This window comes from Stutzerimonas chloritidismutans (assembly GCF_038562055.1).
In the GTDB taxonomy this organism is placed as follows: domain Bacteria; phylum Pseudomonadota; class Gammaproteobacteria; order Pseudomonadales; family Pseudomonadaceae; genus Stutzerimonas; species Stutzerimonas chloritidismutans_A.
In genome coordinates this window covers 288,577-313,858 of the sequence record NZ_JBCFXD010000002.1, presented here as the reverse complement: position 1 = coordinate 313,858, position 25,282 = coordinate 288,577, and the positions used below count along the sequence as shown (strand labels likewise).

Genomic DNA, 25,282 nt, shown 5'->3' with positions numbered 1-25,282 from the left:
CCGAATTGGCGACTCCATCAAGAGCGCCGAGAGCGAAGAAAGTTCCTCCGCCACGCCTTAGTCGTGCTTAAGCCGGCGGGGTGTGTACGGAGTGAGGGGCCCTTCATTGCGTCGCCTGTCACGCGGGGCCGAACTCTTGAAGTTCAGGGTCGTCCCACGATTAGCGGCTTCGTCTTTAATTTCAGTGAACGGGGGAATGGCAATGCTGGATACGCGTGGCATCGGCAGCTTCGAGCTGTTGAAGCGCACCTTCAAGGAGTTCAGCAACGACGACATGACCACCTACGCTTCGGCTCTGGCGTATCGTGCGATCTTTTCGTTGTTTCCCTTTTTGCTGTTTTTGATCGCGCTGCTGGGTCTGCTCGACCTGCAGGAATTCTTCACTTGGCTCCGTCAACAGGCTTCGCTGGTGTTGCCGCCCGATGCGCTGGATCTGGTCAATCCTGTGATTGACGAGATGCAACAGGAAAAAGGCGGCTTCGTTTCCTTCGGTATCCTCGTGGCGTTGTGGTCGGCCTCGGTCGGGGTTCGCTCCTTGATGAACGCCATGAACAAGGCGTATGACGTCGAAGAAGGGCGGCCAGCCTGGAAGCTGATTTTGCTCTCGGTCGTATACACCATCGGTCTGGCGCTGATACTGCTGGCTACAGCAGCACTGATGATCGTTGGCCCGCAAGTCATCGAGTGGTTGGCCAGTCAGGTTGGCCTGAAGGAAATCGTTGTAACCCTCTGGACCTGGCTGCGTTGGCCCGTTGTGGTGGTGCTGATGATGCTTGTGGTGGCAGTGCTCTACTACGTCACGCCCGATGTAGAGCAAGAGTTCCGCTTCATCACGCCCGGCTCGGTAGTGGCTGTAATTGTCTGGATTGCCGCCTCCATTGCCTTCGGCTTGTATGTGCAGAACTTCGGTAATTACGACGCAACCTACGGCAGTATCGGCGCGGTCATCGTGCTGTTGTTCTACTTCTACATTTCAGCGGCGGTTCTGCTCTTGGGCGCGGAGCTGAACGCAGTGATCGAACATGCCTCAGCAGAGGGGAAGGACGAGGGGGACAAGCGTGTCGACGGCTAGCGGCGGATAACACTGATGCGACGGCGAACAACTGTCAGGGTCGGTGGTCCATTGATTTTATTGCAGAATCTTTCGAGTGGCGGTCGCGCTGCGCACCGCCAAAGGGCGGCAGATTACGGATGACAGGCCCGGTTCCGAAGGTTTTGCATCGAGACCTAATGGAGACGCTCCGCTTTGCACATCGCCGACATGACCATGTTCTATGCCCCCGCCAGTGGCGGCGTGCGCACTTATCTCGAGGCTAAGCACCGCCGGCTGCAGCAGTATGCGGGAGTCCGCCACAGCGTGCTCGTGCCGGGTGAGCGCTATAGCCATAATGGCGGCATCTATCAGATACCGGCTCCCGCACTGCCTTTTGGAAGGGGCTATCGGTTCCCGGTACGGCGTGCTCCATGGCGTAATCAACTGCGCTCTCTTCGTCCCGACGTGATCGAAGTCGGGGACCCCTATATGACTGCTTGGGCGGCTCTGGACGCTGGGCGGCGCCTGGACGTGCCGGTGATCGGCTTTTACCACTCTGATCTTCCTTTGCTGGTGAGTAACCGTATTGGCGGGTGGCTGGGCACCAACATGAATGGCTATGTGTCGCGGCTGTACAACAGCTTCGACCGGGTGCTGGCTCCAAGCCAGGTAATGGCGCAAAAGCTGATGTCGCTCGGGGTCGAGAACGTCTATGTACAGCCGCTGGGCGTGGATCTGGACACCTTTCGGCCAAGTCTGCGCGATCCGCAGGTGCGCCGCGAGCTGGGTCTTGCCGACGATACTCGGTTGATGATCTTCGCCGGGCGCGGGTCGCGCGAAAAGAACCTCGGTGTTCTGCTGGAGACCGCACGGCGGCTGGGTGAGCCCTACCATCTGCTGCTGGTCGGTTCCGGCATGCCCCATCGCGTGCCGTCCAATGTGTCGGTGATCGACCGCTTTTGTCCGGCGGCGGATGTGGCGCGCTACATGGCTAGCAGTGACGTGCTGCTTCACGCCGGAAATCAGGAGACCTTCGGTCTGGTGGCGCTCGAAGCCATGGCCAGTGGGATACCGGTGATTGCGGCACGCGCCGGCGCATTGCCAGAACTGGTGCCGTTCCACACCGGTCGGTTATGTCGCCCTTTGGACGCTCCAGCGATGGCACAGACCGTCCGAGAGTTATTCGAGGACGATCCGCGTCTGCTGGGGATGCAAGCCCGTCAACATGTCGAGGCTCATCACGCATGGGATGCGGTGGTTGCCGGATTGCTGGCGCACTATCACGCCGTGTTGGGCACCGCTGAACTGCCGGTTGCCGTGCATGGCTGAGCGAAACCTGATACTGGTGCTGCATGACGTGGCGCCCGAGACCTGGCCCGATTACCGGCCCTTTGTACAAGCGGTCGACGCGTTGGGCGAGATACCGATCTGCTGGCTTGTGGTGCCGGATTTCCACCGCCGCAACCGGCTTGAGGATCATGTCGATTTTCGGCGCATGCTGGATGGGCGGCTTGCGCGTGGCGATGAGCTCATCCTGCATGGGTTCTACCACGCAGATGAAGCGCCTTCGCCACGTACGCCGCGTGACTGGTTCATACGCCGCGTCTTTACCCATGAAGGCGAGTTCTACCCGCTCAGTCGCGAGGAATCCGCCTGGCGTTTGCAGCGTGGTATCGAGGTGTTCCAGCGCCACCAATGGCCCCTCCATGGTTTCGTGGCGCCTGCCTGGCTATTGGGGCCGGGTGCTCGGCAAGCCTTGGCCTTGACCGGCCTGACCTATACCAGCGACCCAGGTCACTTCTACTTGTTGCCCGACTATCAAACCGTAGATGCGCCGGGGCTGGTCTGGAGTGCTCGAAGCGCTTGGCGTCGCGGCATGTCACGGCTGGTCAGCGAGCGGATGCTCAAGCGGCACCCGCAATCGCCGGTGTTGCGGCTCGGGTTGCATCCAGTGGACATGCGGCATGGGTTCTCGCGGCAATACTGGCTGGACCTGCTGACTCGGCTTTTGGCGGACGGACGCAAGCCGGTGACAAAGATTGACTGGCTTGATCGACACATACTGGCCTCGAGCGCCGCGGCATGAATCGCCGCTGGTGGTTGCTTGCTGGCGCTTTGATGGTGGCGGCACTGGTGCCGATGCTGCTCGGCGGCAGCGGTTTGCTCGAGCGGTTGCGCAGCTTTCCACCTGGGTTGCTAGTGCTAATGCTGGGCATGATCGTGGTTGGCTGGTATTTGAACGCGCTACGGCTGCGGTTGCTCGTCGGCCGTCGACGCCTGGGCCAGCACCGAGCGGTGGGCATCGTGATCGCCACGGAGTTTGCCATCTGTGCCACGCCTGGCGGCGCGGGTGGCCCGTTGACGATGATGGCGCTGCTGCTGCGCCATGGCGTGCCGCCCGCCAAGGGCACTGCGACATATGCCGTCGAGCAGCTCACCGATCTGCTGTTTTTTGCCTGTGCGCTGGTGGGTGTGCTCATTTATGCGGTCACCCATTCGCTCAATACCTATATCGCCAGTCTATTGGGCGTCAGTGCGGCATTGCTGATCGGCCTGATGGTGCTGCTGGCGTTGCTAGGGCGCTTTCACCGGCAAGTGTTTCTGCTCAACGGCTGGTTGATCGGCCGGCTCGGTGTGAAGGGCGCCCGACAGCGCAGCTGGGCTAAGAAGGCGCTGAGTTTTCGCAATGCTCTGCTCGAGTGTTTCAGGTTGCCGTTGTCGGTCCTGCTGAGTGTATTCGTCCTGACGACGCTGCATTGGTTGCTGCGCTATAGCGTGCTCTATCTCACCTTGCTGGGCCTGGGCAAATCGCTGGCCTGGGCCTGGACGTTCATTGTGCAGATGCTGGCCTTGACGGCTGGGCAGCTGAGCCTGCTACCGGGCGGCGCGGGCAGCGCCGAACTCGCTTCCGCGGCCTTGCTTGCACCGTTCGTGGGGAAATCGACGGCCGCAGCTGCCATCCTGATCTGGCGCTTCGTGACCTACTACTTCTATCTGATCGCTGGCGCGCCGCTGTTTCTGCACCTGGCGGGTCGGCCGTTATTTGATCGCCTGGCCAGAGCACGCAATGTCTGAGGGCGCTGCCTGAACCGTTCCTCGGAAAAACGAAACTATTGTCGGAGCGGTTCTGTCCATTGAACGTACCCAAGCAGAGAGGAACGCGCCATGAGCAGTACCGGAGATAAAATGAAAGGCAACCTCAACGAAGCCGCGGGCAAGGCCAAACAGGGTCTGGGCGAGGCGACTGATAACGAGCGCATGAAAGGCGAAGGCCAGCGTCAGGAAGTCAAAGGCGAGGCTCAGCAAGTCAAGGGCGAAGCCAAAGACACAGTGAAGAAGGGCGTTGATCGCGCCTGACCGCTGCGCTAAGAAAAAAGCCCGCATCGCGCGGGCTTTTTTCGTTTCTGGCGCTTAGCGCTCCAGATACTGCAGCTTGTCCTTCACGCCGTCCCACTCTTCGGCATCGGGCAGCGAGTCTTTCTTCTCGGTAATGTTCGGCCAGACCTCCGCCAGATCGGCGTTCAGCTGAATGTATTCCTGCTGATCATCGGGCACTTCATCTTCGGAGAAGATCGCCTGGGCAGGGCACTCCGGCTCGCAAAGCGCGCAATCGATGCACTCGTCGGGATGAATGACCAGGAAGTTCGGGCCTTCGTAGAAGCAGTCCACCGGACAGACTTCCACACAGTCGGTGTATTTGCACTTGATGCAGTTGTCGGTGACGACGAAGGTCATTTCTAGCTATCTCCTCGGGCGTGTCAGGTGGCGTTGCAATGACGCCCCCGTTCGGCAGGACTAATGGCGACACCAGGCAAATGCCGCCCATATCCAAAAAATGCGCGCGATTCTATCAGCTTTTAGCAGCCGTCAAATACGCGCTTTCAGGTTGTATAGCAGGTCCAGCGCTTGGCGCGGGCTCATATCATCGGGATTGATCCGCCCCAATTCTTCAACGACCGGGTGGGGCAGGCTGGCGAAGAGGTCATTCTGCATGGGTGGTGCAGGCTGGCCGGGCGTCATTTTCGGCGTTTCGTGAGGCAGACTGGTAGTTTCGAGCCGCGACAGATGGTCACGTGCGCGCTGGATCACTTCGTCTGGCACGCCGGCCAGTTGCGCCACGGCCAAGCCATAGCTCTGGCTAGCAGGACCCGGCAGGACGTGGTGAAGGAAGACGATGCGATCATTGTGCTCGGTGGCTGACAGGTGCACGTTCGCCACCGTTGGCTGGCTTTCCGGCAGCACGGTGAGCTCGAAGTAATGCGTCGCGAACAAGGTGTAGGCGCGCAGCTTGGCCAGGTGTTCGGCAGCCGCCCAAGCCAGCGACAAGCCATCGAATGTGCTGGTGCCGCGACCGACTTCGTCCATCAGCACCAGGCTACGGTCGCTGGCATTGTGCAGAATATTGGCGGTCTCGCTCATTTCAACCATGAAGGTCGAGCGGCCGCCGGCCAGGTCGTCCGAAGAGCCGATGCGGGTGAAGATGCGGTCGACCAGTGACAGCTCGCAGGTCTTGGCTGGAACGAAACTGCCGATCTGCGCCAGCAGGACGATCAGCGCGGTCTGGCGCATATAGGTCGACTTACCGCCCATGTTTGGGCCGGTGATGACCAGCATGCGGGTGTCGTCGTCAAGGCTAAGGTCGTTGGCGACGAAAGGTGTCTGCAGGACCTGCTCGACCACCGGATGACGGCCTTGCTCGATCTGCAGGCAGGGGGGCTCGACGAAACGTGGACGGTTTAGATCAAGCGTCAGCGCCCGTTCGGCCAGGTTGCTGAGCACGTCGAGTTCGGCCAGCGCTGCAGCACTGTCCTGGAGCGGTGCGAGATGACCAATGAGGCGTTCCAGCAGTTCTTCGTAGAGCAGCTTTTCCCGAGCCAATGCTCGGCTCTTGGCCGACAGCGCCTTGTCTTCAAATTCTTTCAGCTCAGGCGTGATGAAGCGTTCGGCCCCCTTGAGCGTCTGCCGACGAATGTAATCGACAGGGGCCGACTCGGCCTGCTTGCTCGGCAGTTCGATGAAATACCCGTGCACGCGGTTATAGCCGACCTTCAGATTGGCCAGCCCGGTACGGGCCTTCTCGCGGGTTTCCAGATCCATCAGGTACTGGCCGGCGTTCTCCGACAGCGATTGCAACTCGTCCAGTTCGGCGTCATAGCCGGTTTTCAGGACGCCGCCCTCACGGATCACGGCCGGTGGATTATCGATAATGGCTTTAGCCAGCAAGGCAGCCAGTTCGGGATAGGTCCGGATGGTGGCTGCTAGCTCGATCAGGTGCGGCGCCACCAGCTCGTGCATGCCTTCCTGCAGCTGGGGCAGTGCCGCGAGCGCGTCGCGAAGGCGCGCCAGATCGCGGGGACGCGCGTTGCGTAGGCCGATCCGCGCCAGGATGCGCTCGAGGTCGCCAATCTCCTTCAGCTGCGGCTGGATCTGTTCGAAACGATAGTGCTCGAGCAGGCAGGTGATCGAGTCCTGGCGCGCCTCAAGCACGCTTCGGTCGCGCAGGGGGCGATTCAGCCAGCGGCTGAGCAGGCGGCTGCCCATGGCGGTCTGGCAGCGGTCGACCACCGATTGCAGGGTGTTTTCCCGTCCGCCGCCAAGGTTGATGTCCAGTTCCAGGTTGCGCCGGGTTGCACCGTCGAGGATGACTGTCTCGTCGAGACGCTCATGACGTAGGCTGCGCAGATGGTGCAGTGCGGTACGCTGGGTTTCCTTGGCGTAGGTCAGAAGGCAGCCCGCGGCGCCGATGGCCAGTGTCAGCTGTTCGCAGCCGAAGCCTTTCAGGTCCTGAGTGCCGAACTGCTGGCAGAGGCCCTTGAAGCCGCTGTCGCGGTCGAAGTCCCAGGGCGCACGACGGCGCACGCCGCGACGTTTTTCCACCGGCAGATTCGCCGGCCAATCGTCCGGGATCATCAACTCGGCCGGGTTGAGGCGTTCGACTTCCGCCAGCAACGTTTCCCAGCCGCCGAACTCCTGCACGCTGAATCGACCGCTGGTGATGTCCAGCACCGACAGGCCGAACAGCTTCTCATCGCCGACCACCGCCGCGAGCAGGTTGTCACGGTGCTCATCGAGCAGCGCTTCATCACTCACGGTGCCGGGGGTGATGATCCGCACCACCTGTCGCTCCACCGGACCCTTGCTGGTGGCCGGGTCGCCGATCTGTTCGCAGATCACCACGGACTCGCCAAGCTTCACCAAGCGGCTGAGATAGCCCTCGGCGGAGTGAAACGGAATGCCCGCCATGGGGATTGCATTACCGCCGGACTGGCCACGCGCGGTCAGGGTAATGTCCAACAGCTTGGCCGCTTTCTTGGCGTCGTCGTAAAACAGTTCGTAAAAGTCGCCCATGCGGTAGAACATCAGTTGATCAGGATGCTCGCGTTTGAGCTTCCAGTACTGCTGCATCATGGGCGTGTGATGGGACAGGTCTTGTGACATATAACTCGACTTGGGGCGATGTGCAGGTAACAGCGCGGGCGCGGCTCGATCCCGTTCAGGTAACGGCCATCGCTGGCACTGCGCGCAGGATCAAATAAACCGGGAAGGTTATCATGGCCCGCGCAGGTGCGACGGGCCAACCTGCCGAGCAGGTACTAGGGATGCCACGCATGGGTTTGATTGCTTTGGAAGTGCTATGTCCGCTCTAGAACAGGCGTCGAACGCATCGGCGAATCTGCTTCTCGTTACGTTGGTCAACGTCATCGTCGTTGCGGTAGCCGTGGCGATTCACTACGAGTTTCTGTCGCGCCTGTCTGCAAGCAGGCCGAGCCCCCATTTCCATCATCGCGTCGGGATAGTGTTTGGTGTGTTCGGCGCATTGACCGCGCACGCGGTGGAGGTCTGGGTGTTCGCCTTTGCCTACTACCTCATGCACCACGCGACTGGCTGGGGGACGCTGGCGGGCGAGTTTAGCGGCAGCCTGCTGGACTGTGCCTATTTCTCCTTCACGACCTTCACGACGGTCGGTTTCGGGGATATCCACCCCGTCGGCGCCATTCGCTTTCTGACGGGCATCGAGGCGTTGACGGGCCTGGTTTTGATCACCTGGACCGCCTCGTTTCTGTTTCTAGAAATGCAGCGCCACTGGACGGTCCGTTGATCGCATTCATCATGCAATGTCTGGCCACGCGCGCTAACCCTAAGAAACGTGCGCTGCTAAGGTAGCGCTTGATATCGGCATCAGGAGCCTTCATGTCCACCTTGACCGAACTCGCAGCCCAGCTAGGCCATGAGCTCCAGCAAAAATCGGCGCAAGTAACCACCGCCGAGTCCTGCACGGGGGGAGGTATTGCCGAGGCCATTACCCGCACTGCTGGCAGCTCGGCCTGGTTCGAGGCTGGTTTTGTCACCTACTCGAACCGTCAGAAAACGCGACAGCTGCAGGTGCCGGAACATTTGTTTTCCGAAGTGGGTGCGGTGAGTCGTGAGGTTGTAGAAGCGATGGTCTGCGGCGCCCAGGTCGCCAGCGGAGCGCGCTACGCCGTTGCCGTCAGCGGCGTAGCGGGGCCCGGTGGTGGATCTCCGGATAAGCCGGTCGGTACGGTTTGGTTGGCCTGGGGATGCGAGCGTGAGCGGTTTGCTAGGCGCTTCCAGTTCCACGGCGACCGACAGTCCGTTCGTGAGCAGAGTGTGAAGGCTGCGCTCGTCGGATTGATCCGCCTAGTGGCCGGAGAAAATCCGATTGAGGGCTAGGCGCTCGTTTTTGCCTATGCTCTAATACTGTCTACTTATACAGTTGTTGTGGCCTCTGGCCCTCTTGATCAAGTGAGGATTGTAATGGACGAGAACAAGAAGCGCGCCTTGGCTGCTGCCTTGGGCCAGATCGAAAAGCAGTTCGGTAAAGGCGCGGTCATGCGCATGGGCGATCATGATCGCCAGGCGATACCCTCCATTTCCACCGGCTCTTTGGGCCTGGATATCGCGCTAGGCATAGGTGGCCTGCCAAAAGGGCGGATCGTTGAAATCTATGGCCCAGAGTCCTCGGGTAAGACCACTCTAACCCTGTCCGTTATCGCGGAAGCACAAAAGATGGGCGCTACCTGCGCCTTCGTCGACGCCGAGCACGCGCTTGATCCCGATTACGCTGGCAAGCTCGGCGTCAATGTCGACGACCTGCTGGTGTCCCAGCCCGATACTGGTGAACAAGCGCTGGAAATCACCGACATGCTAGTGCGCTCCAACGCAGTCGACGTAATCATCGTCGACTCCGTGGCCGCGCTGGTGCCCAAGGCCGAGATCGAAGGCGAGATGGGCGATACCCACGTCGGCCTGCAAGCACGTCTAATGTCTCAGGCGCTGCGCAAGATCACCGGTAACATCAAGAACGCCAATTGCCTGGTTATCTTCATCAACCAGATCCGCATGAAGATCGGCGTGATGTTCGGCAGCCCGGAAACCACCACCGGCGGTAACGCACTGAAGTTCTATGCATCGGTTCGTCTCGATATCCGCCGTACTGGCGCGGTGAAGGAAGGCGACGAAGTCGTCGGCAGCGAAACGCGGGTCAAGGTCGTCAAAAACAAGGTGGCCCCGCCGTTCCGCCAGGCTGAGTTCCAGATCCTTTATGGCAAGGGTATCTACCGCAACGGCGAGGTCATCGACCTTGGCGTTCAGCAGGGTCTGGTCGAGAAGTCCGGTGCTTGGTATGCCTACAAGGGCAACAAGATCGGCCAGGGCAAGGCCAACGCGGCCAAGTACCTGGAAGAGAACCAAGAGATCGGTCGCGAAATCGAGCAGCTGATTCGCGACAAGTTGTTGGTGGTTTCGCCGAGCACCAAGGCCAGTCCGGTCGTTGAAGACCTGGCCGAAGCTGACCTCTAAGCGGCATGCCGGTCGTGCTCGACAGCCCTGCCGCAGTGCGGCGGGCTGCCATGGATCTACTGGCCCGGCGCGAGCATGGGCGTATCGAGCTGAGTCGCAAATTGCGCTTACGCGGTGCGCCAGCTGAACTCATCGAAACTGCGCTGGAAAGGTTGGCCGATGAGGGATTGCTTAGCGAAGCTCGTTATCTGGAGAGTTTCGTGCGCATGCGCGCCAACGCTGGGTACGGCCCATTACGTATACGTGAAGAGCTGACCCAGCGAGGGCTGGCTCGAGAGGATATCGAGCAGGCATTACGCGATAGTGGCTTCGATTGGAATGTGCAACTGCACGAAGTCTGGTTGCGCAAGTTCGGTGAGTTGCCGGGCGATCAGCGGGAAAAGGCTCGTCAGGGCCGGTTTCTCAGCTACCGTGGCTATCCGCTGGACTTGATCGGGCGCCTCCTGCGAGGCGCTTCGCTCGACTGATCCGGATTCGATAGGGGCCGTTCTGTTGCTGGCCAAGATCGCCTCACGAACTCAGCTTGTCCCGCGTCAATCTTCGGAGCTCAGCGGCGAAGCCCAGTGTTCCTTTGCATTGATAAAGTCGGTCAGCTCCCGCAGCCGGCCGTGATCCCTTCCGTTGAATACGAAGCTCAGCCTGGGTAACGGCTGCAGTTCCGGCTCGTCCAGTTCCATTTCACAACACGCTTGCTGCTCGAAGTGGCCTTTGAGGCAAAGGTCGGCAAAATGTTCGTTCATATAGGACACTGCAGCATCGGTCAGCACATGGTTCATGCGCATGACGAAGCGGTCTTGCAGCCATCGGCTCGAGTGAAAGTTGCTGTAGAAGTGATCGATCTCAGCAGCAGCGTCTTCTGCATTGTCTACCAAGCGCATCAGTCGCATGTCGGTTGGCAGGATGTAACGGTTGCCTTCAAGCTGTCGGCGCATGAAGTTCAGCACGTCTTTCCAGAACGTGCCGCCGGGCTCATCCAGCAGTACGATCGGCACCAGCGGGCTTTTGCCCGTCTGGACCAGAGTGAGTACTTCCAGGGTTTCGTCCAGCGTGCCGAAACCACCGGGACAAAGAACCAACGCATCGGCCTCTTTGATAAAAAACAGCTTGCGCACGAAGAAGAAGTGAAAAGACAGCAGGTGGTCGGTGCCGTCTACCGTCGGATTGGCATGCTGTTCGAAGGGTAGGGTGATGTTCAGCCCGAGGCTGTTATCCATCCCTGCGCCTTCATGGGCTGCCGACATGATGCCGCCACCGGCGCCGGTAATAACCATCAAATCGTAGCGTGCAAGCGTCTCGCCGAGCTCGCGGGCGAGTGCGTACAGCGGGTGTTCGATGGGAGTTCTCGCCGAGCCGAAAACGGTCACCTTGCGGCGACGCTTGAACTGATCGAGGCGGCTGAAGGCGTGCTCCATTTCGCGCATGGTCTGTAGCAGAATCTTGGCATCCCAGCGACTTCGGTCGGCTTGAGCCATGCGCATGACGGTAACCAGCATTTCCCGATACAGGGGCAGGTTCTGGCTGCTGGAAGGAACGACCAGTGCAACCAGTTCATCGATTTTCTTCGACAGCTCGGCACCACTGGTTTTGAAATGTCGCGACAGGTAATCGTCCGATTCGAAAGGCATACAAGGTCTCCCTGAGGAAGCTGGCGCGCCGCTCAGCCGCCACGCGCGAGACCCGAATCTCGCACTGTGGCCTGAGTAGGTGCCGACGCCGCCTAAAACAATTTGGGTGATGGTATGTCGGCACTCGGCGTTCGTGGGGCACTTGTTTCATGCCTAACAGTAGCTCAGCGCTATGATGTCGATGCCAGTTCAATCGCTCGGTAAGCCGTCACGATCATCGCCCGTACAGCTTATGCCTGAGCCATCGGTATCCGGCCATCAAAGTGCGATGCGATCCCCCGGTTCCGGAATGCGAGCTTGCCAATCGAGGCGAACGCGCAGCGCGTCCTGCAAAGTGCGCATCTTGTCCAACTCCCCGTGGACCAGATACAGCTCCGGGCGCGACTTGAAGTGGCTAGCCCACTCGATCAGCTGCGATTGCCCTGCGTGCGCGGAGAAACCGCCCAACGTATGGACCTGAGCGTTCACCGCTATGCGCTGATGCATCAGTTTGACGGTCTTTGCGCCATCGACGATGGCGCGACCAAGTGTGCCGCTCGCCTGGAAGCCTGGAATGACCAGGTGGCATTCCTCTCGCCAGAGGTTGTGCTTGAAGTGATGAAGAATGCGCCCGCCATTGCACATGCCGCTGCCGGCGATAATGATCGCGCCACTTTTGAAACGGTTGATGGCCATCGACTCTTCAGGGGTTGGCGTCGCCCTGAATATCGGCAGCCATGTCTCGATACGCTGCCGATTACTATCGGGTGCTGCGCCTGGTTCTATGTCCAATTGCTCCTGGAACAGCGAGTAAATTGCGTTCGCGCCGATGGCCATCGGGCTGTCCAGAAAGACTACTTGCTGGGGCACTCGGCCTTGGTGGTACAGAAGGCCGAGGTAGTAGATAAGGTCTTGGGTGCGGCCAACAGCGAAGGACGGCATGAGTACGTTGCCACCATCACGGTGGGCTTGCTGAAGGATCTCGGCCAGTTCTTCGATGGTTGCCTGATGATCGCGGTGGTCGCGATCACCATAGGTGGATTCCATCAGCACCACGTCGGCCTCGCGCAGTGGCGTCGGCGCATGCATCAGGGGGGAGCAGGCGTTGCCGAGGTCCCCGGAAAATACCAGGCGGCGGGTGGCGCCAAAGTCGGTGACGTCGACTTGAACGATGGCTGAGCCAAGGATGTGTCCCGCATCGAAGAAGGTCACGGAAACCCCCGGCGCGGCTTCGAATACTTCGCCATAGGCATGAGGCTGTCGTTGCGCCAGCATGCGCTCGGTGTCAATCCGTGTGTAGAGCGGCTTGATGGCCGGCTTGCCCATACGCGCGCGCCAGCGGTTCTCCCACTCGGCGTCCTTTTCCTGGATGTTCGCCGAGTCGAGCAGCATCAGCTCGACCAGCTTGCCGGTAGCTTCGGTGACGTGAATCGACCCCTTAAATCCTGCTGCCACCAGCTTTGGTAACAAGCCGCTGTGGTCGATGTGTGCATGTGACAGCACCACGGCATCAAGGGTCTGCGGGTCGAAACTAAAGCCTGCACGGTTGCCGGCTTCCTCTTCGCGCCGACCTTGGCGCATGCCGCAGTCGAGAAGCACGCGGACGCCATCATGGGTTTCGATCAGATAACAGGATCCGGTGACCTGTTGAATGGCGCCAAGAAAGCTGAGCAAAGCCATGAGAATCTCCTGTTTGGACTGTTGCGCCCAGCATGCCCGCTATGCCGGCAACTCATCTTGATGCATATCAGAGAGAGCCCGCTAGACGCTGACTAGACTATCGCCAATGCCCACCAACGGAGTGCCTCATGAATCAGCTACTGCCCAGTCTTGACGAGCTGGACCATCATGCGGAGATCCAGCCGGAGTTCGCCAGCTGGCGAACCGGGTACGGACCCTTTGAACATGCTTTGGAAACCCAGGCTGCCGTATTTCGCCTGGCCCATCAGCTGGTACAGGCCAAGCTGCAGCCGGATTTGGCAAGTGTGTACCGACTGTTGCAGGCCATCGACCGGATCGGTTCGGCTGGACTGTGGCTGGTTGTACACATGACCTATGCGCGTCGCGTTCGGCTGGACGGCTCTGAACTCAGCGCCGAGGACTTCAAGGCTGCGCCAGAAGGGCATACCGGCGGCTCTCTAAATATGGTGCCTGCCTACGCTGGGTATCTTGGACTGAACGCCCTGACCGGCAGTACGCGTGCATGGTTGATGGGGCAGGGCCACTGCGTTGCAGCGATCGAAGCGCTGAATCTGCTGACCGACAATCTGCACCCTGAGCAGAAGCAAGCTTATGGCGGTGGCGAAGCGGGTATCAATCGGCTCCTCGAGGACTTCTACGGCTACCATCAGGCGGCCGATGGCGGCCCCTCAGCGCCCCTCGGCAGCCATGTCAATGCGCACACGGGAGGCGGTATTGCAGAAGGCGGATACCTAGGCTTCGCCGAGCTGCAATATGCCCACATGCCACTGCCTGGCGAGACGCTGGTGGCCTTTCTATCCGATGGTGCAGCAGAGGAGCAGCGCGGCAGCGACTGGATCCCGCGCTGGTGGCGTGCCGAGGATAGCGGTGCAGCGTTACCCATCATGATCGCCAACGGTCGTCGTATCGAGCAACGCACCCAGCTTGGCACCCATGAGGGGCTTGAGGGGTTTCGCCAGCATCTTAGCCGCTGTGGCTTTGACCCCGTCCCCTTCGATGGGCGTGATCCGGCCGCTTTCGTTTGTGCCCTATGGGAGATGGAGCAGCGCCTGGCTCGGCGCGTCGAAGAAAAAACACGCGGCCTGCTGCGCTACCCACTGCCGATTCCCTACGGAATAGCCGAGACGATCAAAGGGTTCGGCTTCTATGGCGCCGGTAGCAATGCAGCGCATAATTTGCCGCTGCCGGGCAACCCGCACGTCGATGACGCTTCGCGTGATTTGTTCAATACCCATGTCGCTCCGCTTTTCGTTCCCTGGGATGAGCTTGAGCAAGCTCGCCAGCGGGTTGCACAGTCCCGCCATGCGCGTCCCGCCGAGCGCGACAATGTCCTGGCGACCAGGCGGCCTACTGCGCCGGTCATGCCGCCGCTCAAGTATCACGATCAAGCCTGTTCGCCGATGGCAGCGGTAGATGATTTCTTTGTCGAACTCACTCGTGCCAATCCGTCGCTGCGCCCCCGTGTGGGTAACCCCGATGAACTGGCCAGCAATCGCCTGAGCGGGGTACTCCGAGCGCTGAAGCACCGCGTGGTCGATCCTGAAGGAGAGCTGGAGGCGGTGGACGGAAAGATCATCACGGCACTGAATGAAGAGGCCGTGGTTTCCGCCTGTCTCGCCAACCAGGGCGGACTGAACCTGGTTGCCAGCTATGAGGCGTTCTGCGTGAAGATGCTCGGCGCGGTGCGCCAAACCCTGATTTTCTCCCGTCAGCAGAAGGAGGTGGGGCGGCCAGCCGGTTGGCTTGGCTGGCCCATCATCGCCACCTCGCACACCTGGGAAAACGGCAAGAACCAGCAGTCGCACCAGGACACCACCTTTTGCGAGGCCTTGCTGAGCGAAATGAGCGACATGGCGAGAGTATTGTTTCCGGCGGATCACAACAGCGCCTTGGCACTGCTGCCTTCCATCTACCAGACCCGCGGTGCGCTGGCTTGCCTGGTCATGCCCAAGCGTGAGCGGCCAGCTATTTTCAATCAGGCGCAGGCCGAGCAGCTTGCTCGTGATGGCGCGATTATCGTCGACGAGCAGAAGGGCGATAACCCCATTCTTCTGATTGCCAATGGCAGCTATCAACTGGCTGAAATGCAGCGCGCCACTCAGCGACTCAAAGAAGCGGGTGTCAGCTATCGTCTGGTGTATCTGCAGGAGCCGGGTCGCTTCCGCGCACCGCGAGATCGTTGGGAGATCGAGGCGCTCGCGGCCGAGGGGGTGACCGATCACCTGTTTCCCGAACGGATGGAGATGAGGGTGCTGCTCACTCACATGCGGCCTGAAGTGGCGCGTGGTCATCTCTGGCCGATACTGCCGGACGTGCGACGAAATTCGGTTCTGGGCTATCGCAATCGTGGGGGCACGCTGGACGAAGGCGGTATGCAATTCGCCAACCGGGCGAGCTGGGCAAATGTATTGGCCGCCTGCGCACGTTTGCTCGACGTGCCGCGAACAGCACTGCTCAAGCCAGATGAGGCGGCGGCGGTCGCGGGCAAGGGCGATCCGCGCGTGCTGCGTTAGTCGGCCCTGTCAAAGGGCAGCGCAGATGCTGCCCTTGGCGTGTTGATGGCTTTAGCAATCGCTGGCGCGGTAGCGTTCCGTGGTAATCGGTTTCTTGCTTTGGTATTCACTGAACTCGAAGCGCAACACGGCGCCTTGATTCATCAGTTGACGCAGGCCCTCGTTATTGCAGACGCTCGCGGCCAGCTGTGTGCGGACCTGCTTGGGGTTGTCTCGCATTTGTGCGGCGTGGCGTGGCTGAACGCTCAAATGGTTGACCAGTTCGTTTCCGTCGACGCTGTAGCCCTCGTCGAGCAGGTCAGAGTTGATTGCACGTGGAGTGCCTACACTGCTTTCGCGGGCGACTTTTTCGAGCAATTGGCCGAGCGCCTGGTCTTGTGCGGACGCAGTGTGGGCGAAGGGCAGGGCGAGGCAGAGCGTTAAAAGTGTGGTCAGACGGCGCATGGTGATCTCCTGATGACTGCCGTCATTCGACCGGTGTCGGCCCCCACGGTTCAGCGCTGCCATGGGTAGGGGCTGCTGTTAAACTGCCGCTCCGCCCTGGTCGATCGAGCAATCATGTCTCACGCCGTAGTCCGCCTTCGCGATGCGCGCCTGGCGCGTAGCGCCAAACCGTTCATTGCACGCGGGTCGCGTACCCCTCGGTGTGCCCGCTGCCGAGTTGCCTCCAGCCATTGCCTGTGTGACTGGCTGCCATCCGTAACGACCAATAGCGCGGTCTGCCTGATTATGCACGATATCGAACCGCTGAAACCGAGCAACACCGGTTGGCTGATTGCCGATATCGTGGCTGAAACCTATGCCTTTACCTGGCAACGAACAGGTGTAGAGCCTGAGTTGCTTGAGTTACTGGCCGATGCCCGCTATCAGCCTCTGGTGGTCTTTCCGGGTGAGTACGCGCAACCTGATCGGGTCGTTACGGAACTCAGGGTTACGCCGGGGAAGCGCCCGCTGTTCATCCTGCTGGATGCAACCTGGACCGAAGCGCGCAAGATGTTTCGTAAAAGCCACTATCTGAATCATCTGCCGGTGCTGAGTTTGCAGGCCGACGTACTGTCACGTTATCGCCTGCGCCGCTCGACCCGCAGCGAACACTTGTGCACGGCGGAGGTTGCCGCCTTGTGCTTGGGCTTGGCTGGAGATGAGCAAGGTTCTGCGGCGCTGGATACCTGGCTCGATGCGTTCACGGATCATTATCTAGGTGCCAAATATCACCGCGCACCAGACCCTGAGGATGCCACTCATCGGGCGCTGGCTGCACTTGGCCAGCGCTGATATTGCCAAGTGGGTCAGTGCCTGGCTACCTGTGGGATCTCGGTAGCAGCCGGCACGGGTACATCCTTGCGCGGCCAGAGTTGTGCAGCGAGCATGCCAACGAACATCAGCGCACAACCAAAATAACCGCGCGGACTTAGGCTTTCATCGAGCAAAAATGCTCCAGCAAGCGCGGCGAACACCGCTTCGAGCGAGAGGATGATGGCCGCGTGCGAGGCGATCGCGTGCTTCTGCGCCACGACTTGCAAGGTATAACCCACGCCAACTGCGAACATTCCGCCATAGACCAGGGCCGGCGCGGCAAGCCAGATGCTGTTCAGGCTGGCTTCTTCGAAGACTGCTGCCAGCAGGAGACTGACGACTGCGCAGGTCACGAACTGCAAAAAGGCCAGGCGAATGGCGTCATGACGACCTACGAAGAAGCTCACCAGCAACACATGAATGCCCCATACGAACGCGCCAGCCAACTGTATCCAGTCGCCGGAAGCGATCTGAAAGTTCTCGTCGATGCTGAGCAGCGCCATGCCAACCACGGCGAGCACGGCGCCTAGCCAGGTACCCATGCCGGTCCTCTGGCCAATCACCAAACCCAGCAAGGGCACTACGATGACGTAAAGGCCAGTGATGAATCCGGAGTTGGTCACGCTGGTGAAAAGCAGGCCAACCTGTTGCAGGTTGATGCCTATAGTCAGTGCGAGGCCCATGCTGAGGCCTCCGAGCAGCAATCCGCGCTGCAAGAATGGCTCGTGGCGAGCAGCACCTCGGCCCTGGTGCAGTAACAAGGGCAGCAATACGATTGCGCCCAATGCGAAGCGCAGGCCGGTGAACAGGAAAGGCCCGATGTTATCCATGCCGACCCGCTGTGCGACAAAGGCGCTTCCCCATATCATGGCCGTAATGAGCATTAATAAATCGGCGCGGAGGGCTTGTTTGCGCATGTCTGAACTCGTGCGGAAAAACCGCGAACTTTGCATCAAACCGATGGGCTTTGCCACCGCTTCGCCGTTCGGCGCGGCAATCGGCTCATTAAATGCGGAACGATGATCGAATTTCGCGTGGTGGCGCGATATCATCACCGCGGTCACCCTCGAGCATATTGCGGGTTCTTGCCGTCCTGATTGTCAGCACCCGGCTCAGGCAGGTGAAGCGCCAATAAAAACTATAGGTCCGCCATGGCTGCTTACGAAATCCTTATCGCCGATGATCATCCGCTGTTTCGCAGTGCCCTCCAGCAAGCTTTGACGCTTGGCCTGGGCGATGACGTTCGGCTTTCCGAGGCGGCTAGCATTGCCGAACTCGAAGCTCAACTGACCCGAACCTCGGACTGGGATCTGGTACTGCTGGACCTCAATATGCCAGGCGCTTATGGATTCTCCGGGCTGGTGCTGCTGCGAGGCCAGTATCCCCAGCTGCCTGTTGTGATGATCTCTGCACAAGAAGACGCTGCGGTTGTTGCTCGCTCGCGCGAGTTTGGCGCTAGCGGTTTCATACCCAAATCCAGTTCACTCGAAACGATCCAGCAGGCTGTGCGGGTCGTGCTTGATGGCGACGTCTGGTGGCCTAGCAATATCGAGGATGTGGCGCATGTCAGTCCCGAAGCCAAGGCTGCTAGCGAAGGGCTCGCGAGCCTCACGCCCCAGCAGTTTCGCGTACTCACCATGGTGTGCGACGGTTTGCTAAACAAGCAGATTGCCTATGAACTCAGTGTTTCCGAGGCGACCATCAAGGCGCATGTGACCGCAATTTTTCGCAAGTTGGGCGTTCGCACCCGAACCCAGGCTGCTCTACTGTTGCAGCAGATGGGCTCAATCCCCAGCAGCTGAAACACGTTCTTGCCTGTAGGTGCCTCGCTAATCGCGTTGGCTCAGTGTTAGGCAATCGTCGGCAGCACAATCTCATCACTACGGCGTACGCCTGCTGTCAGCGCTCGGCACTGTTCGATGAATTCACGCATCGCGGCAGTCTGATATTTCATCGAGTGCCAGATGAAATAGAACTGCCGGGCGAGGTCTAGTTCGGGTGTTTCCAGGGCGACCAGGCTGCCCCGGCGAAATGCATCGCGTAGCGCCAATCTTGAAATGCAGCCGATCCCGAGGCCGGATTCGACGGCCCGTTTTATCGCTTCGGTATGCTCCAGTTCGAGCCGAATGTTCAATTTGGCCGGATGATGGCGCATGGCATGGTCGAAGGTCAGGCGAGTACCAGAGCCTTGTTCGCGGAGAATCCAGGCTTCGCGGGAGAGTTGATCCAGGGTCACCGCCGTGTGAGCGGCCAACACATGCTGGGGCGCGCAAAACACCACCAGTTCGTCCTCGACCCAGGGTAATACTTCAATCTCTGGATGCTGGCAGTCGCCCTCAATCAGACCTAAATCAAGTTCATGTTGTGCAACCTGCTGGACAATATGCGCGGTGTTCTGCACATGAAGTTTCACTCGGCATTCAGGGTGACGCTGCATAAAGCTGCCGATGAGCAAGGTGGCGAGGTAGTTGCCGATCGTCAGGGTGGCGCCCACGCTCAGCGAGCCGAATCCCGTTTTGCCAGCGAGCAGATCCTCGATCGCTTTGGCCTGGTCGAGCAAGCCTACCGCCTGCGGCAATAGCTGGTGGCCTAATGCGTTCAACCACAAACGTTTACCCGCACGGTCGAACAGCTGGCATCCAGACTGGCGCTCCAGTTCGGCCAGTGAGGTGCTGGTCGCCGACTGTGAAAGGGCAAGGCTTTCAGCCGCACGAGAGACACTTTCATGCCGCGCGAACGCGACGAACACCTGCAGCTGGCGAAGCGTGAAATGCATATCTATATAACCGATAAGATATATCGTTAATATTCGTTTAGCGGATATTAGACGGCCCGGTAAACTGACAGCAAATATGGATGCGCCGTTGCGCGCAAGAAGGGGAGCACTACATGAGCAACCTGAACGTTGAGCGAGTCCTCAGTGTGCACCACTGGAACGACACGCTGTTCAGTTTCAAAACCACCCGCAATCCGGGGCTGCGATTTGAAAATGGCCAGTTCGTGATGATCGGGCTCGAAGTAGAAGGGCGACCCCTCATGCGTGCTTACAGCATTGCGAGTCCCAATTATGAGGAGCATCTGGAGTTCTTCAGTATCAAGGTGCCAGATGGTCCGCTTACCTCACGCCTGCAGCATCTGAAAGAGGGTGATTCGCTGATGGTCAGTCGCAAGCCGACTGGGACGCTGGTGCTGGACGACCTGTTGCCTGCCAAGCACCTTTACCTTCTGAGTACGGGAACCGGCCTGGCGCCCTTCATGAGCGTGATCCAGGATCCGGAAACTTACGAGCGTTTCGAGAAAGTTATCTTGGTGCACGGTGTTCGTTACGTAAACGAAGTTGCTTACCGCGAGTTCATTACCGAGCATTTGCCGCAGAACGAATTCTTCGGTGAAGCGCTGAAAGAGAAACTGATCTACTACCCCACTGTGACGCGCGAGGCGTACGAAAACCAGGGTCGTCTGACTGACTTGATGCGCAGCGGCAAGCTGTTTGCGGATATCGGCCTGCCGCCGATCAATCCGGAAGACGACCGCGCGATGATCTGCGGTAGCCCTAGCATGCTGGCCGAAACCAGCGAAGTGCTCGACAGTTTTGGCCTGAAAGCATCGCCGCGGATGGGCGATCCTGGGCACTACCTGATCGAGCGCGCATTCGTCGAGAAGTGATCAGACGATGAGGGCAATGACCGGCTGAGCAACACATCAGCCGGTTTTTTTGCTAGCTGCTTAGAAGTAAGTGGCACAGCATTTCTTGTATTTCTGACCACTGCCGCACGGGCACGGGTCGTTTCGGCCGGCCTTCAGCGGGATAGTGGGATCTATGAAATACCAGCGTCCGTCGTGCTGAACAAACGCTGAGCGCTCATGTTGAGCGTGCTCTCCAGCGCCGTCGTGCCATCGTGCAGTAAAACTGACTAGCGCATGTTCTGGTTGTCCGCCAAGCACGTGGCTCTGTTCGACTTCAAGGCCCAGCCAGGTGCTATTGGCGCTCCACTCCTTCATGGACTGCAGATCCAGAGCTTGTTGCTGTGCCGGCAGCGTGGTGGCCTGAAGGTAGCCAATGGCCCCGACAACGTAAGCGCTATATCGCGAGCGCATCAGTTGTTCAGCGCTAGGCGCTGGCAAACCTTGATGGTAGCGACCGCAACATTCGCCGTACGGGTCGCCGGTGCCGCAGGGGCAATTTGCGTTTGTCCGTTGACCATCAGACATCGTCGATCACCACCAATATTTGCCGAACATTTGCGGATTGGCCCAGTACTTTGCATTGAGCCAGTCTGGAACCTGCTTGTAATCCAGTAGGTCGTAGGTGAAGAGGGTCACCGTTTGGCCGCCTCGTTCGAAGCATCCGCTGAGCTGTAAGGCCAGCGAGTAAAAATCGGTTGCCTGCCAGTTCGACGCATTCAGATCGACCAAAACCGCCATGCGGCTGGTGTTGAGATTGCGAATGCCGCCGAGCAACTGCAGGCCGTCGCGCTTCGGAAGGTGTTCTAGGCAGTCAGCGACCAGGGCGAGATCGTATCGGCGGGCCGCGAGGTCTGCAGGCAGTGGGCCGGCCAGTGCGCGATCAATCTGGCAGTGGTCATGGCTGTGGCTGTATGCGTCGATTGCGGGCAGTTCGCTACGGCCAACATACAGCAATCGGGCCGGACGGTGTTGTTCCAACAGAGCGGCCAGCGCTTGCTGAGGCGTCTGCGATGAGCGGGATGCGGTCAAGCCGGGATTCCTCGATATCAGGCGTAGCGGAATGCAGAAATTGCAGTTCGCACGGTCTGTCAAAGTATAAAGACTAGCGCGCTGGCGCCTGCCGTCCTAGTCTCGATATAACTGGAGCCGCTTATGCTATGGCGCATAAAGCTCTGGCCGATCCCACATTAGGAGGCTTTAACGATGAGTAGCTTACGGACAGCAGTACCCGTGATTGTGATGACCACCTTTCTGGCCGGCTGCGCAGGGGTGCAGAAGCAAGATTGGCCCAGTTGTGCGGCTGTTGGCGGCGTAACCGGCGCTGCGCTGGGAGCGATAGAAAGCAGCACCTATGCAGGTTATGGCGCATTGATTGGCGGCGGCATGGCTGCGGCCTACTGCTGGGCCAATGGAACCGAGCAGGAGACTGTCGCCGTGGTTGAAACGGTTGAGCCTGCTCCAATGACTGAGCCCGAGCCCGAGCCTGTGATGGAAGCAGTACGGGTTGAGCTGGACGTAAAATTCGACTTCGACAAAGCCACGATCCGTCAGGACGCATATGACGACATCGAAGTGCTTGCTGACTTCATGAAACAGTACGACCAGACCTCGACCACTGTAGAGGGTCACACCGACTCCATCGGTACAGATGCTTATAACCAGCGTCTGTCCATGCAGCGCGCCGAGTCCGTTCGCGATGCACTGGTCAATCGCTACGGTGTTGAAGCCAACCGTCTTGAAGCGGTGGGCTATGGTGAGTCGCGTCCGGTCGCGGATAATTCGACTGAGCTGGGTCGCGCCATTAACCGTCGCGTCGAGGCTTCGGTCGAAGCGCGTCCGTAACACTGGCTATGCAAAAAACCGGGTTATATAACCCGGTTTTTTGTTCCTTCTCCAATTGGCGGACTCAGAACAGTGGTCGCGCGCTCGCCAACGCCACCACAGCCAGACCCAACAGTAGATTAATGCCGACAAGTGTGCGGATCTGGCCAAGTGTCGCGCCACCTTCCGGCCAGTTCTGTTCGGTGATCGCGCGGTTGAGTTGGGGCAGCTGCAGCAGCTGTATGCGCAAGAACAGGGCGAGCATCACCAAGAACATCCCGGCCATGATGTGGACGTAGCGAGGCGCAGCCTCCAGCCCGTCGAAGCGCATGTGCCACATACCGATACCACTTATCGGAAGCACCAGCACCGTAACCCAGACCCATCGAAAGAAACGGCGAAACACATCGGCCCAAAGTTTCAGCCGTTGCGGTGCCTGTAGCGCGGAAACAGCCGCAGGGCGCACGACCATCCAGGCGAAGAACATGCCTCCCACCCAGATCACTGCGGCCAGTACATGAAGTGAATAGAGCGCGGCGAATGCGGTCATGGGAAATCTCCGGTGGCGGTTGAGGAAACGCGCGTTATCATAGCCACCCTCCAGAAATACTGAAAATATATACAGCATCCGCGCCCATGCTCAGCACTGAACTCAAGTCCCAGATCCAGGGCGCCTACTCCCAGTTTCTCGAAGCCAAGGGCCTCAAGCCCCGTTATGGCCAGCGTCTGATGATCGCCGAAGTGGCGAAAGTGCTCGGTGCGATCAAGGCCGACGATGAGGGGCGGCGCGATGGGGAACCCGCTATCGTCGCAGTCGAGGCTGGCACTGGCACCGGCAAGACTGTCGCCTATAGCCTGGCTGCCATTCCGACGGCCAAAGCGGCGGGCAAGCGCTTGGTGATCGCAACGGCTACGGTCGCGTTGCAAGAACAGATTGTGCACAAGGATCTGCCGGACCTGATGCGCAATAGCGGCCTGAGCTTTTCCTTTGCTCTGGCCAAGGGCCGCGGTCGTTATCTTTGCCTGTCCAAGCTCGACGCACTGCTGCAGGAAGGCCAGGCGCAGAGTGCAACTGCTCAATTGTTCGAAGAAGAGGGCTTTCGCATTGATGTGGACGAGCGGAGCGAGAAGCTGTTCGCAAGCATGATCGAGAAGCTCGCGGGCAACCGCTGGGATGGTGATCGCGACAGTTGGCCTGAAGAGTTGGCGGATCCTGACTGGGCGCGCCTGACCACCGATCACAGTCAATGCACCGGACGTCACTGCCCCAACTTCCAGCAATGCGCCTTCTACAAAGCGCGCGAAGGCATGACCAAGGTTGACGTCATCGTGACCAATCACGACATGGTGCTTGCAGACCTCGCGTTGGGCGGAGGGGCGGTGCTGCCAGATCCGCGCGACACACTCTATGTCTTTGACGAAGGCCATCATCTGCCGGACAAGGCGATCGGGCATTTCGCTCATTTCACTCGTTTGCGTTCCACCGCCGACTGGCTGGCCCAGGTCGAAAAGAATCTGACCAAGCTGCTTGCCCAACATCCGCTGCCGGGCGATCTCGGCCGGCTGATCGAGGCGGTTCCCGAACTCGCCCGAGACCTTCGCAGCCAACAGCAATTCATGTTCAGTGCCTGCGAACAGCTGGCTGACTTCCGAGCCGGCGAAGACATGGAGGGCCGCGAGCGGCCTCGTCATCGGTTCGTGGGTGGTGTGGTTCCGGAGCATCTGATCGAGCTGGGTATCGAGCTGAAAAAGGGCTTCGCCAAGCTGAACGATCTGTTCACTCGGCTGACCGAGTTGCTCAAAGAGGCGATGGATGGCGAAAATGGTGTGGGCATCGCCAGCCATCAAGCCGAGGAATGGTATCCATTATTCGGCAGTCTGCTCACTCGGGCCCAAGGCAACTGGGAGCTATGGACGGCCTTCACTGTCGACGATCCAGAAGACAGCCCACCCATGGCGCGCTGGCTGACACTGGCCGACGGTGGCGCTCTGTTCGATATCGAAGTCAACGCCAGTCCGATCCTGGCGGCCGAGACGTTGCGCCGCAATCTGTGGAACGTCTGCTACGGCGCGCTGGTGACTTCGGCCACGCTCACCGCACTGAACAGTTTTGACCGCTACCGCATGCGCGCCGGGTTGCCACGTTGCGCCGTCACTGCAGTGGTGCCGAGTCCGTTCCATCATGCCGACGCTGGTGTGCTGAGGGTGCCTGATCTCAAGGTCGACCCGCGGGATGCTGCTGCGCATACGGCGGCAATCGTGCGGGATCTGCCGCAGCTGGTGGAAGCTTCACGCGGCACGCTGGTACTTTTTTCGTCGCGCAAACAGATGCAGGACGTTTTCGACGGGCTGGAGCGGGACTGGCGAAGGCGGGTACTCATTCAGGGCAATCTGTCCAAACAGGAGACGCTTAACAAGCACAAGGCGCGCGTGGACGATGGCGAAAAGAGCGTGCTGTTCGGGCTCGCCAGCTTTGCTGAGGGCGTCGACCTCCCGGGTGCTTACTGCGAACACGTGGTGATTGCCAAGATTCCGTTTGCAGTACCCGATGACCCGGTCGAAGCAGCGTTGGCCGAGTGGATCGAGGCGAGAGGCGGTAATCCCTTCATGGAAATCGCCGTGCCTGATGCCTCGTTGCGTCTTGTCCAGGCCTGCGGCAGATTGCTGCGTACCGAAGAGGACCGCGGCACCATCACGCTACTGGATCGCCGGGTCGTCACGCAGCGCTACGGAAAGGCCATTCTTAATGCGTTACCGCCCTTCCGCCGCGAGATCGGATAGGGGCTTGTTGGCCTAGCGAGCAACAT

25 protein-coding genes are annotated in these 25,282 nt (G+C 59.6%); 15 read left to right on the top strand and 10 right to left on the bottom strand.

All coding sequences use genetic code 11. The annotated features are described in order from the left end of the window. Nucleotides 1–196: 196 nt before the first annotated feature. The 5 genes from AAGW23_RS04905 to AAGW23_RS04885 all read left to right on the top strand — a co-directional run bounded on the left by AAGW23_RS04905 (nt 197) and on the right by AAGW23_RS04885 (nt 4,390). On the top strand, nt 197–1,072 hold the full coding sequence (locus tag AAGW23_RS04905) for a YihY/virulence factor BrkB family protein (RefSeq protein ID WP_342405246.1): 876 nt from the start codon (nt 197–199) through the stop codon (nt 1,070–1,072). 174 nt (nt 1,073–1,246) lie between these two features. Continuing rightward, nucleotides 1,247–2,362 (top strand): glycosyltransferase family 1 protein, encoded by a 1,116-nt coding sequence (locus AAGW23_RS04900; protein WP_342405245.1) that lies wholly within the window; start codon nt 1,247–1,249, stop codon nt 2,360–2,362. Then, on the top strand, nt 2,355–3,119 hold the full coding sequence (locus tag AAGW23_RS04895; protein WP_342405244.1) for a polysaccharide deacetylase family protein: 765 nt from the start codon (nt 2,355–2,357) through the stop codon (nt 3,117–3,119). The genes AAGW23_RS04900 and AAGW23_RS04895 overlap by 8 nt, the downstream gene beginning before the upstream one ends. Further along, nucleotides 3,116–4,108, top strand: coding sequence for a lysylphosphatidylglycerol synthase transmembrane domain-containing protein (locus AAGW23_RS04890; protein WP_342405243.1), 993 nt, complete (start codon nt 3,116–3,118; stop codon nt 4,106–4,108). Before AAGW23_RS04895 ends, AAGW23_RS04890 begins: the two co-directional genes overlap by 4 nt. A gap of 90 nt (nt 4,109–4,198) precedes the next feature. Continuing rightward, the gene (locus AAGW23_RS04885) at nt 4,199–4,390 is read left to right on the top strand and encodes a CsbD family protein (protein WP_342405242.1); all 192 of its coding nucleotides are present in this window, start codon (nt 4,199–4,201) and stop codon (nt 4,388–4,390) included. 54 nt (nt 4,391–4,444) lie between these two features. Here AAGW23_RS04885 and fdxA read toward each other — a convergent pair whose 3' ends face one another. After that, nucleotides 4,445–4,768 (bottom strand): ferredoxin FdxA, encoded by a 324-nt coding sequence (fdxA, locus tag AAGW23_RS04880; RefSeq protein WP_342405241.1) that lies wholly within the window; start codon nt 4,766–4,768, stop codon nt 4,445–4,447. Nucleotides 4,769–4,900: 132 nt separating this feature from the next. After that, a complete protein-coding gene (gene mutS, locus AAGW23_RS04875; protein ID WP_342405240.1) occupies nt 4,901–7,471 on the bottom strand; it encodes a DNA mismatch repair protein MutS in 2,571 nt (856 codons plus the stop codon). 235 nt (nt 7,472–7,706) lie between these two features. Here mutS and AAGW23_RS04870 point away from each other — a divergent pair, with 235 nt between their 5' ends. From AAGW23_RS04870 to recX, 4 genes are all read left to right on the top strand, one after another. Next, nucleotides 7,707–8,132, top strand: coding sequence for a potassium channel family protein (locus AAGW23_RS04870; protein WP_342405506.1), 426 nt, complete (start codon nt 7,707–7,709; stop codon nt 8,130–8,132). 92 nt (nt 8,133–8,224) lie between these two features. Next, nucleotides 8,225–8,725, top strand: a complete 501-nt coding sequence (locus tag AAGW23_RS04865; RefSeq protein ID WP_342405239.1) for a CinA family protein — start codon at nt 8,225–8,227, stop codon at nt 8,723–8,725. 84 nt (nt 8,726–8,809) lie between these two features. After that, nucleotides 8,810–9,853: a recombinase RecA gene (gene recA, locus AAGW23_RS04860; protein ID WP_342405238.1), complete on the top strand. Its 1,044-nt coding sequence runs from the start codon at nt 8,810–8,812 to the stop codon at nt 9,851–9,853. Nucleotides 9,854–9,858: 5 nt separating this feature from the next. Next, nucleotides 9,859–10,320: a recombination regulator RecX gene (gene recX, locus AAGW23_RS04855; protein ID WP_342405237.1), complete on the top strand. Its 462-nt coding sequence runs from the start codon at nt 9,859–9,861 to the stop codon at nt 10,318–10,320. A 66-nt stretch (nt 10,321–10,386) separates the two neighbouring features. On the opposite strand, the gene AAGW23_RS04850 is transcribed toward recX, so the two are convergent. Both AAGW23_RS04850 and AAGW23_RS04845 read right to left on the bottom strand, forming a co-directional pair. After that, complete coding sequence (locus AAGW23_RS04850) at nt 10,387–11,478, bottom strand: TIGR00730 family Rossman fold protein (protein ID WP_342405235.1); 1,092 nt, start codon at nt 11,476–11,478, stop codon at nt 10,387–10,389. A 258-nt stretch (nt 11,479–11,736) separates the two neighbouring features. Continuing rightward, nucleotides 11,737–13,137, bottom strand: coding sequence for an MBL fold metallo-hydrolase (locus AAGW23_RS04845; protein ID WP_342405233.1), 1,401 nt, complete (start codon nt 13,135–13,137; stop codon nt 11,737–11,739). Between the two features lie 128 nt (nt 13,138–13,265). On the opposite strand from AAGW23_RS04845, the gene AAGW23_RS04840 reads away from it, so the two are divergent. Beyond that, nucleotides 13,266–15,671 (top strand): xylulose 5-phosphate 3-epimerase, encoded by a 2,406-nt coding sequence (locus AAGW23_RS04840; RefSeq protein ID WP_342405232.1) that lies wholly within the window; start codon nt 13,266–13,268, stop codon nt 15,669–15,671. Nucleotides 15,672–15,722: 51 nt separating this feature from the next. On the opposite strand, the gene AAGW23_RS04835 is transcribed toward AAGW23_RS04840, so the two are convergent. Next, a complete protein-coding gene (locus tag AAGW23_RS04835; RefSeq protein ID WP_342405231.1) occupies nt 15,723–16,115 on the bottom strand; it encodes a PA3611 family quorum-sensing-regulated virulence factor in 393 nt (130 codons plus the stop codon). A gap of 114 nt (nt 16,116–16,229) precedes the next feature. On the opposite strand from AAGW23_RS04835, the gene AAGW23_RS04830 reads away from it, so the two are divergent. Then, complete coding sequence (locus AAGW23_RS04830) at nt 16,230–16,946, top strand: tRNA-uridine aminocarboxypropyltransferase (protein WP_342405230.1); 717 nt, start codon at nt 16,230–16,232, stop codon at nt 16,944–16,946. 14 nt (nt 16,947–16,960) lie between these two features. Here AAGW23_RS04830 and AAGW23_RS04825 read toward each other — a convergent pair whose 3' ends face one another. After that, nucleotides 16,961–17,884 (bottom strand): DMT family transporter, encoded by a 924-nt coding sequence (locus tag AAGW23_RS04825; protein WP_342405229.1) that lies wholly within the window; start codon nt 17,882–17,884, stop codon nt 16,961–16,963. Nucleotides 17,885–18,118: 234 nt separating this feature from the next. Here AAGW23_RS04825 and erdR point away from each other — a divergent pair, with 234 nt between their 5' ends. After that, nucleotides 18,119–18,769 (top strand): response regulator transcription factor ErdR, encoded by a 651-nt coding sequence (gene erdR / locus AAGW23_RS04820; protein ID WP_102834916.1) that lies wholly within the window; start codon nt 18,119–18,121, stop codon nt 18,767–18,769. Nucleotides 18,770–18,816: 47 nt separating this feature from the next. Here the strand turns inward: erdR and AAGW23_RS04815 are convergent, their stop codons facing one another. Next, nucleotides 18,817–19,743, bottom strand: coding sequence for a LysR family transcriptional regulator (locus tag AAGW23_RS04815; protein WP_342405228.1), 927 nt, complete (start codon nt 19,741–19,743; stop codon nt 18,817–18,819). A 113-nt stretch (nt 19,744–19,856) separates the two neighbouring features. On the opposite strand from AAGW23_RS04815, the gene fpr reads away from it, so the two are divergent. Continuing rightward, nucleotides 19,857–20,633 (top strand): ferredoxin-NADP reductase, encoded by a 777-nt coding sequence (fpr, locus tag AAGW23_RS04810; RefSeq protein WP_342405226.1) that lies wholly within the window; start codon nt 19,857–19,859, stop codon nt 20,631–20,633. Nucleotides 20,634–20,693: 60 nt separating this feature from the next. Here fpr and AAGW23_RS04805 read toward each other — a convergent pair whose 3' ends face one another. Both AAGW23_RS04805 and AAGW23_RS04800 read right to left on the bottom strand, forming a co-directional pair. Further along, complete coding sequence (locus AAGW23_RS04805) at nt 20,694–21,179, bottom strand: YchJ family protein (protein WP_342405225.1); 486 nt, start codon at nt 21,177–21,179, stop codon at nt 20,694–20,696. A gap of 6 nt (nt 21,180–21,185) precedes the next feature. Beyond that, nucleotides 21,186–21,683, bottom strand: coding sequence for a DUF6231 family protein (locus AAGW23_RS04800; RefSeq protein WP_342405224.1), 498 nt, complete (start codon nt 21,681–21,683; stop codon nt 21,186–21,188). A gap of 210 nt (nt 21,684–21,893) precedes the next feature. Here AAGW23_RS04800 and AAGW23_RS04795 point away from each other — a divergent pair, with 210 nt between their 5' ends. Next, complete coding sequence (locus AAGW23_RS04795; protein WP_342405505.1) at nt 21,894–22,496, top strand: OmpA family protein; 603 nt, start codon at nt 21,894–21,896, stop codon at nt 22,494–22,496. A gap of 64 nt (nt 22,497–22,560) precedes the next feature. Here AAGW23_RS04795 and AAGW23_RS04790 read toward each other — a convergent pair whose 3' ends face one another. After that, nucleotides 22,561–23,025, bottom strand: coding sequence for a CopD family protein (locus tag AAGW23_RS04790; protein WP_342405223.1), 465 nt, complete (start codon nt 23,023–23,025; stop codon nt 22,561–22,563). Between the two features lie 86 nt (nt 23,026–23,111). Here AAGW23_RS04790 and dinG point away from each other — a divergent pair, with 86 nt between their 5' ends. Continuing rightward, a complete protein-coding gene (gene dinG, locus AAGW23_RS04785) occupies nt 23,112–25,256 on the top strand; it encodes an ATP-dependent DNA helicase DinG (protein ID WP_342405222.1) in 2,145 nt (714 codons plus the stop codon). Nucleotides 25,257–25,282 lie beyond the last annotated feature (26 nt).

Coding starts and splice junctions, on each gene's coding strand:
- erdR (WP_102834916.1), top strand. CDS start 18,119: ATGGCTGCTTACGAAATCCTTATCGCCGATGATCATCCGCTGTTTCGC.
- AAGW23_RS04885 (WP_342405242.1), top strand. CDS start 4,199: ATGAGCAGTACCGGAGATAAAATGAAAGGCAACCTCAACGAAGCCGCG.
- AAGW23_RS04905 (WP_342405246.1), top strand. CDS start 197: ATGGCAATGCTGGATACGCGTGGCATCGGCAGCTTCGAGCTGTTGAAG.
- AAGW23_RS04795 (WP_342405505.1), top strand. CDS start 21,894: ATGACCACCTTTCTGGCCGGCTGCGCAGGGGTGCAGAAGCAAGATTGG.
- fpr (WP_342405226.1), top strand. CDS start 19,857: ATGAGCAACCTGAACGTTGAGCGAGTCCTCAGTGTGCACCACTGGAAC.
- dinG (WP_342405222.1), top strand. CDS start 23,112: ATGCTCAGCACTGAACTCAAGTCCCAGATCCAGGGCGCCTACTCCCAG.
- AAGW23_RS04890 (WP_342405243.1), top strand. CDS start 3,116: ATGAATCGCCGCTGGTGGTTGCTTGCTGGCGCTTTGATGGTGGCGGCA.
- AAGW23_RS04845 (WP_342405233.1), bottom strand. CDS start 13,137: ATGGCTTTGCTCAGCTTTCTTGGCGCCATTCAACAGGTCACCGGATCC.
- AAGW23_RS04840 (WP_342405232.1), top strand. CDS start 13,266: ATGAATCAGCTACTGCCCAGTCTTGACGAGCTGGACCATCATGCGGAG.
- AAGW23_RS04865 (WP_342405239.1), top strand. CDS start 8,225: ATGTCCACCTTGACCGAACTCGCAGCCCAGCTAGGCCATGAGCTCCAG.
- AAGW23_RS04835 (WP_342405231.1), bottom strand. CDS start 16,115: ATGCGCCGTCTGACCACACTTTTAACGCTCTGCCTCGCCCTGCCCTTC.
- mutS (WP_342405240.1), bottom strand. CDS start 7,471: ATGTCACAAGACCTGTCCCATCACACGCCCATGATGCAGCAGTACTGG.
- recA (WP_342405238.1), top strand. CDS start 8,810: ATGGACGAGAACAAGAAGCGCGCCTTGGCTGCTGCCTTGGGCCAGATC.
- fdxA (WP_342405241.1), bottom strand. CDS start 4,768: ATGACCTTCGTCGTCACCGACAACTGCATCAAGTGCAAATACACCGAC.
- AAGW23_RS04895 (WP_342405244.1), top strand. CDS start 2,355: ATGGCTGAGCGAAACCTGATACTGGTGCTGCATGACGTGGCGCCCGAG.
- AAGW23_RS04815 (WP_342405228.1), bottom strand. CDS start 19,743: ATGCATTTCACGCTTCGCCAGCTGCAGGTGTTCGTCGCGTTCGCGCGG.
- AAGW23_RS04850 (WP_342405235.1), bottom strand. CDS start 11,478: ATGCCTTTCGAATCGGACGATTACCTGTCGCGACATTTCAAAACCAGT.
- AAGW23_RS04805 (WP_342405225.1), bottom strand. CDS start 21,179: ATGTCTGATGGTCAACGGACAAACGCAAATTGCCCCTGCGGCACCGGC.
- AAGW23_RS04830 (WP_342405230.1), top strand. CDS start 16,230: ATGTCTCACGCCGTAGTCCGCCTTCGCGATGCGCGCCTGGCGCGTAGC.
- recX (WP_342405237.1), top strand. CDS start 9,859: ATGCCGGTCGTGCTCGACAGCCCTGCCGCAGTGCGGCGGGCTGCCATG.
- AAGW23_RS04790 (WP_342405223.1), bottom strand. CDS start 23,025: ATGACCGCATTCGCCGCGCTCTATTCACTTCATGTACTGGCCGCAGTG.
- AAGW23_RS04825 (WP_342405229.1), bottom strand. CDS start 17,884: ATGCGCAAACAAGCCCTCCGCGCCGATTTATTAATGCTCATTACGGCC.